This window comes from Streptomyces sp. NPDC048106, assembly GCF_040706415.1.
GTDB lineage: Bacteria > Actinomycetota > Actinomycetes > Streptomycetales > Streptomycetaceae > Streptomyces.
In genome coordinates, this window is sequence record NZ_JBEZND010000043.1 from 31264 (window position 1) to 45190 (window position 13927).

Annotated in this window: 9 protein-coding genes; all 9 read right to left on the reverse strand. The window is 74.0% G+C overall.

Features of this window, described 5'->3' with window-relative positions; all coding sequences use genetic code 11:
* Positions 1-16 precede the first annotated feature (16 nt).
* Positions 17-1177: an acyl-CoA dehydrogenase family protein gene (locus AB0927_RS32665; protein ID WP_366671407.1), complete on the reverse strand. Its 1161-nt coding sequence runs from the start codon at positions 1175-1177 to the stop codon at positions 17-19.
* A gap of 56 nt (positions 1178-1233) precedes the next feature.
* Entirely contained in the window at positions 1234-3081 is a 1848-nt protein-coding gene (locus tag AB0927_RS32670; protein WP_366671408.1) for a biotin carboxylase N-terminal domain-containing protein, read from the reverse strand.
* A gap of 5 nt (positions 3082-3086) precedes the next feature.
* Positions 3087-4685 carry a carboxyl transferase domain-containing protein gene (locus tag AB0927_RS32675; RefSeq protein ID WP_366671409.1) on the reverse strand — a complete coding sequence of 533 codons (1599 nt, stop codon included), beginning with the start codon at positions 4683-4685 and terminating at the stop codon, positions 3087-3089.
* A complete protein-coding gene (locus AB0927_RS32680) occupies positions 4682-6358 on the reverse strand; it encodes an acyclic terpene utilization AtuA family protein (protein ID WP_366671410.1) in 1677 nt (558 codons plus the stop codon). The genes AB0927_RS32675 and AB0927_RS32680 overlap by 4 nt, the downstream gene beginning before the upstream one ends.
* The gene (locus tag AB0927_RS32685; protein ID WP_366671411.1) at positions 6355-7170 is read right to left on the reverse strand and encodes a TIGR03084 family metal-binding protein; all 816 of its coding nucleotides are present in this window, start codon (positions 7168-7170) and stop codon (positions 6355-6357) included. Before AB0927_RS32685 ends, AB0927_RS32680 begins: the two co-directional genes overlap by 4 nt.
* Positions 7171-7220: 50 nt before the next feature.
* Entirely contained in the window at positions 7221-8432 is a 1212-nt protein-coding gene (locus AB0927_RS32690) for a polysaccharide pyruvyl transferase family protein (RefSeq protein ID WP_366671412.1), read from the reverse strand.
* Between the two features lie 107 nt (positions 8433-8539).
* Positions 8540-9478, reverse strand: a complete 939-nt coding sequence (locus AB0927_RS32695) for an EamA family transporter (protein WP_366671413.1) — start codon at positions 9476-9478, stop codon at positions 8540-8542.
* Positions 9479-9646: 168 nt separating this feature from the next.
* Positions 9647-10768: a peptidoglycan bridge formation glycyltransferase FemA/FemB family protein gene (locus AB0927_RS32700; RefSeq protein ID WP_366671414.1), complete on the reverse strand. Its 1122-nt coding sequence runs from the start codon at positions 10766-10768 to the stop codon at positions 9647-9649.
* 52 nt (positions 10769-10820) lie between these two features.
* Positions 10821-13850, reverse strand: coding sequence for an FAD-binding and (Fe-S)-binding domain-containing protein (locus AB0927_RS32705; protein ID WP_366671415.1), 3030 nt, complete (start codon positions 13848-13850; stop codon positions 10821-10823).
* Positions 13851-13927: the final 77 nt, after the last annotated feature.

Genomic DNA, 13927 nt, shown 5'->3' on the forward strand with positions numbered 1-13927 from the left:
TCCAAGCGGCGGCGGCTCAGTACGACTTGGGCAGGCCCAGGGACTGGTGGGAGACGTAGTTGAGAATCATCTCCCGGCTCACCGGGGCGATACGAGCCACGCGCGCGGCCGTTATCAGCGAGGCGAGTCCGTACTCGCGGGTGAGCCCGTTGCCGCCGAGGGTGTGCACCGCCTGGTCGACGGCCTTCACACAGGCCTCCCCGGCCGCGTACTTGGCCATGTTGGCGGCCTCGCCCGCGCCGATGTCGTCGCCCGCGTCGTAGAGACGGGCCGCCTTCTGCATCATCAGCCGGGCCAGCTCCAGGTCGATGTGCGCCTGCGCCAGGGGGTGCGCGATCGCCTGATGGGCGCCGATGGGCGTCTTCCAGACGGTACGGTCGCGGGCGTACTCGACGGCCCTGCCGAGCGCGTACCGGCCCATCCCGACGGCGAACGCGGCCGTCATGATCCGCTCCGGGTTGAGCCCCGCGAACAGTTGGAGCAGTCCCGCGTCCTCGTCGCCGACCAGCGCCTCCGCGGGCAGCCGTACGTCGTCCAGGACCAGCTCGAACTGCTTCTCGGCCGCCTTGAGTTCCATGTCGATCGGCCGCTTCTGGAAGCCGGGCGCGTCCGTCGGCACGATGAAGAGGCAGGGCTTGAGGCGTCCGGTGCGGGCGTCCTCGGTGCGGCCGACGATCAGCACCGCGTCGGCCATGTCCACGCCGGAGATGAAGACCTTGCGGCCGGTGAGCAGCCAGTCCGTGCCGTCGCGGCGGGCCGTGGTGGTGATGCGGTGGCTGTTGGAGCCGGCGTCGGGTTCGGTGATGCCGAAGGCCATGAGGCGGGTGCCGTCGGCGAGGCCGGGGAGCCATTCCCGTTTCTGCGCCTCGGTGCCGAAACGGGAGATCACGGTGCCGCAGATGGCGGGGGACACGACGAGCATGAGCAGGGGCGAACCCGCCGCCCCCAACTCCTCCAGGACAATGGAGAGTTCGGTGATGCCGCCGCCCCCGCCGCCGTACTCCTCGGGGAGGTTGACGCCGAGGTAGCCGAGCTTGCCGGCCTCGGACCAGAGTTCGGTGAGGGGTTTGCCCTCGGCGAGGGTGCGGGTGAGGTAGTCCCGGCCGTAGCGGCCGCCGAGGGCGGCGACCGCGGCGCGCAGGGCCTTGTGTTCTTCGGATTCGATGTGCGTGGTCATGCGAGTCCTCCGAGTACGGCTTCGATGTGGTTGCCCGCGCGGTGCTCCGCGCGGGCCTACGAGGGGCCGGTCTCGACCACGGCCAGGAGCGCGCCCAGTTCCACCTGCTGTCCCGGGGTCACCGGGAGGGCGGTCAGCGTGCCGGCGGCCGGGGCCGTGATGCGGTGCTGCATCTTCATCGCCTCCAGCCACACGACCGGATCGCCCGCCCGCACGGCGTCCCCGACCCGCAGCCCGTCGGCGACCCTGACGACCGTGCCCGGCATGGGCGCCACCAGGGACCCCGGCGCCAACTGCGCCTCCGGACGCGGGAATCGCGGCAGCGCGCGGAGGCGATCGGCGTTGACGTACACCTCGTCGCCGTACCGCGCCACCTCGAAGCTCCGGCGCACCCCGGCCACTTCGAGTACGACGGTCCGCGCGTCGGCGTGCACGACCCGCACCCCGTCGGCGGCGAGGCCCTCGCGCGTGTGCCGGTAGCGGACCTCGGTCTCCTCCCCCGCCGCCTCGTACCGCTTGAGCTGGTCCTGCGACGGCAGGTTGCGCCAGCCGCCGAAGCGGGAGCGGCCGTGGGCACCGGCGAGGGCGGCGGCGAGCGGGGCGAGGGGATCGGGGGCGGGGGCGGTGAGGGCGGGCAGGTGGCGGTCGTAGAAACCGGTGTCCATGCGGCCGCTCGTGAACTCCTCGTGCCGCAGCGAGCGGACGAGCAGGTCGCGGTTGGTGACCGGGCCGTGGATCACCGCCGCCTCCAGGGCGCCCACGAGCCGCCGGATCGCCTCCGCCCTGGTCGGGGCGTGGGCGACGACCTTGGCGAGCATCGGGTCGTAGTGGACGCCGATGGGGTCGCCGTCGCCGTAGCCGGTGTCGAGGCGGACGCCGGACGGCAGGGCGAGCCGGTGCAGGGTGCCGGTTTGCGGGGCCCAGTCGCGGGCGGGGTCCTCGGCGTAGAGGCGGACCTCGATCGCGTGCCCGCGCGGGCGCGGCGGCTCCTTGTCGAGGGCGTGGCCCTCGGCGACGCGGATCTGCTCGGCGACCAGGTCGAGCCCGAACACCGCCTCGGTCACCGGGTGTTCGACCTGGAGGCGGGTGTTCATCTCCAGGAAGTGCGCGCGGCCCTCGGCGACCAGGAACTCGACGGTCCCCGCGCCGACGTAGGAGACGGCACGGGCGGCGCGTACCGCCAGCGTGCGCAGCTCCTCCGCGAGCCGTTCGGGCAGGGCGGGCGCCGGGGCCTCCTCGACGACCTTCTGGTGGCGGCGCTGGAGGGAACAGTCGCGGGTGCCGAGCGGCCACACGGTGCCGTGGGTGTCGGCGAGGATCTGCACCTCGACGTGGCGGCCGTGTTCGAGGTACGGCTCCACGAAGACCTCGCCGTCCCCGAAGGCGCTCGCGGCCTCGGCGCGCGCGCCCTCCAGGGCGGCCTGGAGGTCGTCCAGGCGGCGCACGATCCGCATCCCGCGCCCCCCGCCGCCCGCCGCCGCCTTCACCAGCACCGGCAGATCGCCCTCGGTGACCTCCGTCAGGGGCTCCAGGCCCATCAGCCGCTTGGCGCGCGTCTTGGAGGCCATGGCCTCGATGGCCTCGGGGGCGGGCCCGATCCAGGTCAGGCCGGCGTCGCGGACCTCGCGGGCGAAGCCGGGGTTCTCGGAGAGGAAGCCGTAGCCGGGGTGCACGGCGTCCGCGCCGGCGGCCAGGGCCGCCTTCACGATCAGGTCGCCGCGCAGATAGGTGTCGGCGGGCGCCGCGCCCGGCAGTCGTACCGCCGCGTCCGCGAGGCGGGTGTGGAGCGCGTGCTCGTCGGGGTCCGAGTGCACGGCGACCGTGCGGATGCCCAGGTCGCGGCAGGTGCGGAAGATCCGGCAGGCGATCTCGCCCCGGTTGGCGACCAGCAGAGTCTGGATCATGGACCTCACATCCGGAAGACGCCGAAGCCGCCGCGCGCGCCCTCGTAGGGGGCGGTGTGGATCGCGGAGAGGCACAGGCCGAGGACGGTACGGGTGTCGCGCGGGTCGATGACGCCGTCGTCGTACAGCCGCCCGGACAGGAACAGGGGCAGCGACTCGGACTCGATCTGCTGCTCGACCATGGCGCGCAGGGCGGCGTCCGCGTCCTCGTCGTACGGCTGTCCCTTCGCCGCCGCCGACTGCCGCGCGACGATCGACAGCACGCCCGCGAGCTGCTGCGGGCCCATGACGGCGGACTTGGCGCTGGGCCAGGCGAACAGGAAGCGGGGGTCGTAGGCGCGACCGCACATGCCGTAGTGCCCGGCGCCGTACGACGCGCCCATCAGCACGGACAGGTGCGGGACACGGCTGTTGCTGACGGCGTTGATCATCATCGCGCCGTGCTTGATGATCCCGCCCTGCTCGTACTCCCTGCCGACCATGTAGCCGGTGGTGTTGTGCAGGAAGAGCAGCGGGATGTCGCGCTGGTTGGCGAGCTGGATGAACTGGGCGGCCTTCTGCGACTCCTCGCTGAACAGCACCCCCTGGGCGTTGGCGAGGATGCCGACGGGATAGCCGTGCAGGGCCGCCCAGCCGGTCACCAGGCTGGTGCCGTACAGCGGCTTGAACTCGTCGAAGTCGGAGGCGTCCACGATCCGGGCGATGACCTCGCGCGGGTCGAAGGGGGTCCTGAGGTCGCCGGGGACGATGCCCAGCAGTTCCTCCGGGTCGTGGGCGGGCGGCTCGGCCGGGCCCGGATCGGCGCCCGCCTTGCGGTGGTTGAGCCGCGCGACCACCCGCCGCGCCTGCCGCAGGGCGTCCCGCTCGTCCATGGCGAAGTAGTCGGCGAGCCCGGAGACCCGGGCGTGCATCTCGGCGCCGCCCAGGGACTCGTCGTCGCTCTCCTCGCCCGTGGCCATCTTCACCAGCGGCGGCCCGCCGAGGAACACCTTCGCCCGCTCCTTGACCATGATCACGTGGTCGGACATGCCGGGGATGTAGGCGCCGCCTGCCGTGGAGTTGCCGAAGACGACGGCCACGGTCGGGATCCCGGCGGCGGACAGCCGGGTGAGGTCCCGGAACAGGGCGCCGCCGGGGATGAAGATCTCCTTCTGCGAGGGCAGGTCGGCACCCCCGGACTCCACCAGGCTGATGCAGGGCAGCCGGTTGGCGAGGGCGATGTCGTTGGCCCGCAGGGCCTTCTTCAGGGTCCAGGGGTTGCTGGCACCGCCGCGCACGGTCGGGTCGTTGGCGGTGATCAGGCACTCCACGCCCTCGACCACGCCGATGCCGGTGACGAGGGCGGCGCCGACGGTGTACTCGCTGCCCCAGGCGGCGAGCGGGGACAGCTCCAGGAACGGAGTGTCCTCGTCCAGCAGCAGCTCGATGCGCTCGCGGGCGAGCAGCTTGCCGCGGTCGCGGTGCCGTCGGACGTACTTCTCGCCGCCGCCCGCGAGCGCCTTGGCGTGCTCCGCCGCAAGCCCGTCGAGCTTGGCGAGCATGGCCTCGCGGTGGGCCGCGTAGTCGGGGTGGTGGGTGTCCAGGGCCGTGTCGAGGACGGTCACAGGAGGGCCTCCGGGATGTCCAGGTGGCGGGAGCGCAGCCATTCACCGAGGGCCTTGGCCTGCGGGTCGAAGCGGTGGCGGGAGGCGACGCCGGCGCCGAGGATGCCGACGACGACGAAGTTCAGGGCGCGCAGATGGGGCAGGACGTGGCGGGTGACGGGCAGGTCGCGGCTTTCGGGGATCAGCTCCCGGAACCGCTCGGCCGTCAGCTCGTGCGCGAGCCACCGCCACGCCTCGTCGGTACGGGCCCACACCCCCACGTTGGCGTTCCCGCCCTTGTCCCCGCTGCGGGCGCCGGCTACGAGGCCGAGGGGGGCGCGGCGGGTGGCACCGGGCGGCGGGGGCGCGGGGAGTTCCCCGGCCGGCGCCTCCGCCAGGGGCCGGGTGTCCGGGGGCGGGGGGACCCGTACGGGGCGCCCGTCGGGGAGCACGGCCGTGTGCGCCACCTCCTCCTGGGGCACGTACGCGTCCTCGAAGATCCCGTAGGGGTCGCCCTTGCCGGGCGGGGCCGACACATGGAACCCGGGGTAACTGGCCAGCGCCAGCTCGACGGCCGCCCCGCTCAGCGCCCGCCCCACGACCCGCTGGTCCGGATCCCGTACGACCAGACGCAGCAGGGCGCCGGCGGTCTCCTCGGTGCCGGCGTCGGGCCGGTCGGTGCGGACGAGTTCCCACCGCACCTCCTGGGGCGGCGACATGGCGAGATGCCCGGTCAACTGCTCCCGCACCAGCGCGGCCTTGGCCTCGATGTCGAGTCCCGTGAGCACGAAGACGACCTCGTTGCGGAAGCCGCCGAGCCGGTTGAGCCCGACCTTGAGGGTCGGCGGGGGCGCCTCCCCGCGCACCCCTTCGATCCGCACCCGGTCCGGCCCCTCCTGGCTCAGCCGGACGCTGTCCAGGCGGGCGGTGACGTCGGGCCCGGCGTACCGGGCGCCCCCGGTCTCGTACAGCAGTTGCGCGGTGACCGTGCCGACGTCCACGAAGCCGCCGGTGCCGGGGTGCTTGGTGATGACGCTGCTGCCGTCGGCGTGGATCTCGGCGAGCGGGAATCCGGGCCGCCGTACGTCCCCCTCCTGGAAGAACGCGTAGTTGCCGCCGGTGGCCTGCGTCCCGCACTCCAGGACATGCCCGGCGACGACGGCCCCGGCGAGCTTGTCGAAGTCCCTGGGCCCCCAGCCGAAGCGGGCGGCGGCGGGTCCGGTGACGAGGGCCGCGTCGGTCACCCGTCCGGTGACGACGATGTCCGCGCCGGCCCGCAGGCACTCGGCGATGCCGAACCCGCCGAGGTAGGCGTGGGCGGCGAGGGTGCCGGGGTGGGCCGCGGTCAGGTCGTCGCCCTCGACGTGGGCGATCCGCAGGGGGACGCCGAGCCGGTCGGTCAACTCGCCGATGCGCGCGGCCAGTCCGGCGGGGTTGAGGCCGCCCGCGTTGGTGACGATCCGCACCCCGCGCTCCCGCACGAGGCCGAGGCAGTCCTCCAACTGGCGCAGGAAGGTGCGGGCGTACCCGGCGCCGGGGTCCTTCAGCCGGTCGCGGGCGAGGATCAGCATGGTGAGTTCGGCGAGGTAGTCGCCGGTGAGGACGTCGAGCTCGCCGCCGGTGAGCATCTCGCGCAGGGCGTCGAAGCGGTCGCCGTAGAAGCCGGAGAAGTTGCCTATGCGCAGGGGGGTCACCGGCCGGATCCCGCCGCCGGGCCTCCCGTGTTCCCCGGCGCCCGGCCGCTGCCCGGCGGTCCCGCGAAGGCCTGGGCGATGTCCAGCCAGCGGTCCGCGTCCGGGCCGACGGCGGTCAGGGCGAGGTCGTCGCGGTGCGCGCGCTGGGTGACGAGGCGGCAGAAGTCGAGGGCCGGCCCGGTGACGCTTTGGGGTGCGTCTTCGGGGCCGAATTCCCACATGTCACCGCTCGGCGCGATGAGCCGGACGCGGAACTCCTCGGCGGGCGGGGTGAGCCCGTGGACGCCGTAGGCGAAGTCCCGTGTGCGGACGCCGAGCCGGGCGATGTGGCGCAGGCGGTCGGTGGGGGCGCGGGTGACGCCGAGCGCGTCGGCGACGTCCAGGCTGTGGGCCCAGGTCTCCATGAGGCGGGCGGTGGCCATGGAGGCGACGGCCATGGGCGGCCCGAACCAGGGGAAGCGGGCGCCGGGGGCGGCCGAGCGCAGGGCCCGGTCGAGGGCGTCGCGCCCGGTACGCCAGGCCGCGAGGAGTTCCGCGGGCGGCAGCCCCGCGCTCTCCTCCGCGCCCTCGTCCACGAACGAGTCATGGCTCGCGAGGGCCTTCTCGACCAGCACGCGGAACGCGTCCGCGTCGGTGACGGCGGCCAGCGCCGCGCGGTCGGTCCAGGCGAGGTGGGCGATCTGGTGGGCGACGGTCCAGCCGGGCGCCGGAGTGGCGAGCGCCCACTGCTCGGGCGTCAACCGGGCGACGAGCCGGTCCAGTTCTTCGCTCTCGGCACGCAGGTCGTCGATGACGGGCGTCGGGTCGGCCATGAGGGGAGCATGGCAGCGGGCCCGGAAACAATCAAGCGTGCTTGCATTATTTATGCCAGCAGCGAGGTGAGCGTCTCGGTGAAGGAGTTCGCCGAGTACTCGGCGTGGTCACGGATCCGCGCGGCCACCGCGGCCGCGCCCCCGCCCTCGACGAGCCGGACGATCCGGTCGGCCCGCCGCTCATGGCCCTCGGCGGTGTCGGGGACGGTGGGCAGGTAGAAGTCGCCCGCGTCGTACGCCATGTGCAGCACGTGCTTCTTCACGTCGCTGAGCGTCAGGTAGTCGCGGTCGGTCGTCGGCACGGGTTCGGGCGCGCCGACGCAGACCACCGGGGTGCCGGCGCCCCAGGCGTTGACGCACAGGTGGTAGGTGTCGGTGATGACGAGGCGGTAGCGGGGCAGCACGCCGAGCAGGTCGCCGACGGTGGGGGCGCCGGGGCGGGCGGCGAGGTGGCCGGCCCGCCGCGGGACGTCCCCCTCGAACCACGGCAGCCACTCCAGGGGCGCGCCCAGCCGCTCCGCGAGCCCCCGGCAGAAGCCGGGCAGCCACTCGGGGATCTTCGTGCGGGCACCGAGGAACACCCCGATCGCGCCGCCGTCCGGGAGGTCCCGGGACCAGGGCGTGACCGGGAGACGGTCGAGGTCGCCGGGGCGGTTCAGCAGCGCGGCGTCCGAGCCGAAGTGGTCGGTCGTCCGGTCCTTGCGCAGGTGCGCCAGCTTGGCCGCGGACAGCGGGTCACGCACCCAGACCCGGTGGCTCCGGGTCATCAGACGCGTGAACAGGGGGCCGTACTCCTTGTCCTCGTAGTCCGACTGCGTGTTGTGCAGGATCGTGCCGCCGTAGCTGAGGGTGCGGCCGAGGAGTTCGTCGGGCTGGCCTGCCAGCAGCAGGGTGCGGTTCAGCAGCGCGCGGGCGGCGCCTCGGTCCGCGGCGAGCCCGAAGTCGAGGAGCCGGTTGGCGGCGTCCTGGGCGAGATAGTGCCGGGTGTGCAGGAAGTCGCCCCAGAAGACGACGGCGTCGTGCTCGCGCAGGCTGTCGGCCTCGTCGATCAACGACCGGAACCGGAAGGGGAGTTCCGCGCCGCGCACCCCGTCCCGCAGCGGCCGCAGCGGGACGGTCGCCGGCAGGTGCAGGGTGTACCAGCTCGCCTCGACGCCGTCCCCCAGCCGGCGCCGCATCGCCTCGAAGGCCAGGTCGACGGTCAGCATCCCGGTGTTGCGGTAGCCGATGTTGGGCGCGGTGATGACGGCGACACGTGCCATGCGTTCCTGTTCCCCTGCCTGTTACCGCCGCCTGTGCGGACGGCGCGGGCCCCTCTCCCCCAACGTACACACCGGCACCGGCCCGGCACCGAGGGGGCCGCGCCGCCTCACGCCTCCGGGACCGGTGCCTTCGCCCGGCCCACCTGTGTGCGCACCGCGCCGATGCTCGCCGCGATGACCAGGGCGATCGCGGCGATCTCCGGGGCGGAGAGGGCCTGGCCGAGGATGAGGAAGCCGGCGGTCGCGGCGAGGGCCGGGTCCAGGCTCATCAGGATGGCGAAGGTGGCGGCGGGGAGGTTGCGCAGGGCCAGGAGTTCGAGGGTGTAGGGCAGGACAGAGGAGAGCAGGGCCACCCCCGCGCCGAGGCCGGCGGTGGTGGGGTCGAGGAGGCGGCCGCCGGACGAGGCGATGCCCAGCGGGAGGACGAGCAGCGCCGCGACCGACATGGCCAGCGCCAGCCCGTCCGCCTGCGGGAAGCGGCGGCCGGTACGCGCGCTGAACACGATGTACGCCGCCCACATCACGCCCGCGCCGAGCGCGAAGCCCACCCCCGCCGGGTCCACCCCGCCGAAGCCCCCGCCGCCGAGCAGGAACACGCCCCCCAGGGCGAGCGCCGCCCACACGACGTTGACCAGGCGGCGGGAGGAGACGACGGAGAGGGCGAGCGGGCCGAGCACTTCGAGGGTGACGGCGGGGCCGAGCGGGATGCGGGCCACGGCCTCGTAGAACAGGCTGTTCATGCCGCCGAGGGCGACGCCGAAGGCGATCACCGTGCCCCAGTCGGCGCGCGAGTGGCCGCGCAGCCGGGGGCGGCAGAACAGCAGCAGGATCACGGCCGCCGCGACGAGCCGGAGCGTCACCACGCCGAGCGCGCCGGCCCTCGGCATCAGCGTCACCGCGAGCGCGCCGCCGAACTGCACCGACACCCCGCCGGCCAGCACCAGCCCCACCGGGCCCAGCGAGCCGGAACGGCCCGGAGTGCCCGGGGACCCGGGCGTCGTCACGGACGGCCCGGAGGTGGCGCTGGGGGTGTTGACGGTGCTCACGGCGGTCCCGGTGCTCGGATCAGATCATGTACAGCTCCCTGTACTACCCGGTCCAGGGTAATAGACCACGTCAGGAGTGTGAACCTCTGATGCGGCTGTCCTGGATGCTGAGATACGCCCCTCTCGCATTCCGGTCGCCCGGCCGCGCCGCCCCCTCACACCGCCCCCTCAGCGGCGCGCCATATACACGTCGAGCGCCTTGTGCAGCAGGCGGTTCAGCGGGAAGTCCCACTCGCCCACGTACTCCACCGCCCCGCCGCCCGCGCCCACCTTGAAGCGGAGCAGACCGAGGAGGTGGTTGGACTCCTCCAGGGTGTCGGTGATGCCCCGGAAGTCGTAGACATGGGCGCCCAGCTCGTGGGCGTCGCACATCATGCGCCACTGCATCGCGTTGTTGGGCTGCACCTCGCGCCTGCGGCTGGTGGAGGCGCCGTACGAGTACCAGACATGGCCGCCGACGATCAGCATCGTGGCCGCCGCGAGCACCTCGCCGTCGTGCTGCGCGAGGTACAGCCGCATCCGGTCGGGGTCCTCGGCGGTGAGCGCCGTCCACATCCGCTGGAAGTACGACAACGGGCGCGGGATGAAACGGTCCCGCTCCGCCGTCTCCGCGTACAGCTCGTAGAAGGCCGGCAGATCCTCCTGACCTCCCCGTACGACCTTCACCCCCGCCTTCTCGGCCTTCTTGATGTTGCGCCGCCACTGCTGGTTGAGCCCGCGGTGGATGTCCTCCAGCGACCGTCCGGCGTACGGCACCTGGCAGACGTACCGGGGCTGTCCGGCGGCGAAACCGTCCTCGCCGCCGGGCTCGGTCTGCCGCCAGCCCATGCCGCGCAGCCGGTCGGCGAGGGCGAGCGCCCCCGGCTCCTCGGAGGTCGGCGGCGCGTCCCGCAGCCGGTGCGCGTCCGGGTCGGCGATGGCGGCCTTGACCGCCTCGGAGCTCCACCGCCGCACGACCACGGGCGGGCCCATCTTCACCGAGAAGGCGCCCAGGCGCTTGAGGTGGGCCAGCATCGGGTCCAGCCAGCGCTCCAGGTCGGGCGCGTCCCAGTCGATGACCGGGCCCTCCGGCAGATACGCCAGGTACCGCTTCACCTTGGGCAGCGGTCTGAGCAGCACCAGCCCCACGCCGACGAGCCGCCCGTCCGCCTCGAACCACCCCAGGCTCTCCGCCCGCCAGTCCGGCTTCACGTCCCCCCAGGACGGCAACTGGAGATGGCTGGCCGAGGGGCGGGCCGCCACGAAGGCGAGATGCTCGGCCCGCGTGACCGGACGGACGGTGAGGCTCATACGCGTGACTCCTTCACGGTGCGCTGATCACCTCAGCCTAGGGAAACAGTCGTCAGGCGCCGGGCCCGTCATCTCCCCTCCTCTTCCCCGTGTCCCGCTCCAGCGCCTCGGCCAGCACCTCCGCCAGGTGCCGTCCGCGTATCCCGGCCAGTTGCTCCAGTTGGGTACGGCAGGAGAAGCCGTCGGCGAGGATCACGGTGTCCGGGGCCGCCTCCCGTACCGAGGGCAGGAGCTGGTCCTCCGCGCAGGCCCGGGAGACCTCGAAGTGGCCCTTCTCGAAGCCGAAGTTGCCCGCCAGGCCGCAGCAGCCGCCGGAGAGTTCCCCGGTGAGACCGGCCGCCTCGCGCAGCCCCCGGTCCGGGGCGTCGCCGAGGACCGCGTGCTGATGACAGTGGGTCTGGCCGGCGACGGGACGGTCCACGGCGGGCGGGCTCCACTGCGGGGCGTGCCGCTCCAGGACCTCGGCGAAGGTGAGGACGGCGGAGGCGAGCCGGGCCGCGCGGGGGTCGTCGGGCAGGAGTTCCGGCAGGTCGGTGCGCAGGGCCGCCGCGCAGCTCGGCTCCAGCACGACGACCGGGAGGCCCGCGCGCAGCACCGGCTCCAGCACGTCCAACGTGCGCCGCAGCACCGCACGGGCACGGTCGAGCCGGCCGGTGGAGATGTAGGTCAGCCCGCAGCAGACGCGGGCGTGGCGGGTGGGGAGGAGGCCGGGGAAGGGGTTGGGGAAGGGGGCGGGGAAGCGGGCGGGGGGCGAGGTGGACCGGGTGGGGGCGGGCCCGCCTTCCGTGGTCGCACCGTCCGTCGTCGCGCCGTCCGTCGTCGCGCCGTCCGTCGTCGCGCCGTCCGTGGTCGCGCGGCGGCGTGGCAGGAGTGTCGGGGGGAGGGTCACCCGCAGGCCGGCGGCCTCCAGGACGCGGACCGCCGCGCGGCCGACCGAGGGGGACAGGTACTCGGTGAAGGTGTCCGGCCAGAGGACCACCAGATCTCCGGGCGGCCGGGTCCCAGTGGGCCGCCGGCGCCGCCACCAGCCGGTGAAGGTCCGTGAGGGGAGCCGGGGGAGCCGCCGCTCGGGCGCGATTCCGCCGAGGCGTTTCGCGGCGGCCGCCAGGGGCGGGATCGCGGCGAGCGCGTTCAGCAGCGGAGCCGTACGCGTGCGGGCGGTCCAGCGCAGCCACTCGGGCAGGCCGCCCATGCTGTGATGGGCGGCGGGGCGCCGTCGGCCCGCGTAGTGGTGGTACAGGAACTCGGCCTTGTAGGTGGCCATGTCGACGCCGACCGGGCAGTCCGTGCGGCAGCCCTTGCAGGCGAGGCAGAGGTCGAGGGCGTCGCGGACCTCGGTGGAGCGCCAGCCGTCGGTGATCAGTTCCCCCGCCAGCATCTCGTGCAGCAGCCGGGCCCGGCCCCGGGTGGAGTGCTCCTCCTCCCCGGTCGCCCGGAAGGACGGGCACATCACGGCGGGGCCGGCCGCCGTGGTCGTACGGCACTTGGCCACGCCGACGCAGCGGCGGACGGCCGCGCGGAAGTCGCCGCCGTCGGCCGGGTAGCCGAAGGCCACGTCCACGGGACCGGTCGGCAGCACGGCGAAGCGGAGGTTGCCGTCGAGCGGTGCGGGGCGGACCAGCATGCCGGGGTTGAGCAGGTCGTCAGGGTCCCAGACGGCCTTGGCGCGCTCGAACAGCCGTACCGTCTCGGCGCCGTACATCCGCGGCAGCAGCTCCGCGCGGGCCTGGCCGTCGCCGTGTTCCCCGGACAGCGAGCCGCCGTGTGCCACCACCAGGTCGGCCAGTTCCTCCGAGAAGTGCCGGAAGCGGCCGACGCCGGCCTCGGTGAGCAGGTCGAAGTCGATGCGGACGTGGATACAGCCGTCGCCGAAATGGCCGTACGGAGTGCCGCGCAGGCCGTGGGCGGTCAGCAGGGCGCGGAAGTCGCGCAGATAGGCGCCGAGCCGGGCGGGCGGCACCGCGCAGTCCTCCCAACCGGGCCAGGCCTCGGAGCCGTCCGGCATCCGCGTCGCCGTACCGCTCGCGTCCTCGCGGATGCGCCACAGGGCACGCTGGGCGGCGGCCTCGGTCACCACGAGGGCGTCCACGACGTCGGCGGCCCGCACGATCGTCTCCGCGCGGGCGCGTGCCTCCGCCCGCGTCCGCCCGCCCGTCTCCACGAACAGCCACGCGGCGCCCTTGGGCAGGCCCGCCCCCGGGGGCACCAGGTCGGCGGCCATGCCCTCCACCGTCAGCGGTCCGTGCGGCAGGAGGCCGACGGCGGCCTCGGCGGCCGCGCTCTCGTCGCCGTACCCCAGCACGGCCAGTGCGCGGGCGGGCGGGGCCTCCACCAGGCGCACCACCGCCTCGGTGAGGACGCCGAGGGTGCCCTCGGAGCCGCAGAAGGAGCGGGCCACGTCGGCGCCCTTCTCGGGCAGCAGCGCGTCCAGCGCGTACCCGGAGATGCGGCGGGGCAGGTCGGGGAAACCGGTGCGCAGCCGGGCCAGCTCGCCCTCCGCCAGCTCCCGCAGGCCCTCGGGCGCGCCGGCCCACCCCGGGCCGAGCCGCAGCCGCCGGCCGCGCGCGGTGAGCACGTCCAGCTCCGCGATGTTGTCGGCGGTCGTCCCCCAGGCCACCGAGTGGGAGCCGCAGGAGTTGTTGCCGATCATGCCGCCGAGGGTGCAGCGGCTGTGTGTGGCCGGGTCGGGGCCGAAGCGCAGGCCGTGCGGGGCGGCGGCGCGCTGGAGGCTGTCGAGGACCAGGCCGGGCTGCACGACCGCCGTGCGCGTGCCCGGATCCAGCTCCAGCACGGCGTCCATGTGGCGCGTGAAATCCAGTACGACCCCTGTGCCCGTGGCCTGCCCGGCGATCGACGTACCCCCGCCGCGCGGCACCACCGGCACTCCGTGCGCCCGGCACACCTCCAGCGCCGCCGCCACGTCCTCGGCGTCCCGGGGGGCGACCACGCCCGCCGGGACCCGCCGGTAGTTGGAGGCGTCCATGGTCATGAGCGCGCGGGCGGTGGCGTCGAAGCGGACCTCGCCGCGGAGGCCCGCGCGCAGCTCCGCTTCGAGACGTGAGAGATCCGTCTGATCCGTCATGGGCCCAGGATGCATCCGATCCCCGACCGTCACCGCGAGTTATCCACAACCTCGCCCTGATCGTCGTACAACCCCAC

Bases quoted from the DNA above. Each gene is read 5' to 3' on its own strand.
- AB0927_RS32665 (WP_366671407.1), bottom strand. From the start codon at position 1,177: ATGACCACGCACATCGAATCCGAAGAACACAAGGCCCTGCGCGCCGCG.
- AB0927_RS32670 (WP_366671408.1), bottom strand. From the start codon at position 3,081: ATGATCCAGACTCTGCTGGTCGCCAACCGGGGCGAGATCGCCTGCCGG.
- AB0927_RS32685 (WP_366671411.1), bottom strand. From the start codon at position 7,170: ATGGCCGACCCGACGCCCGTCATCGACGACCTGCGTGCCGAGAGCGAA.
- AB0927_RS32690 (WP_366671412.1), bottom strand. From the start codon at position 8,432: ATGGCACGTGTCGCCGTCATCACCGCGCCCAACATCGGCTACCGCAAC.
- AB0927_RS32700 (WP_366671414.1), bottom strand. From the start codon at position 10,768: ATGAGCCTCACCGTCCGTCCGGTCACGCGGGCCGAGCATCTCGCCTTC.
- AB0927_RS32705 (WP_366671415.1), bottom strand. From the start codon at position 13,850: ATGACGGATCAGACGGATCTCTCACGTCTCGAAGCGGAGCTGCGCGCG.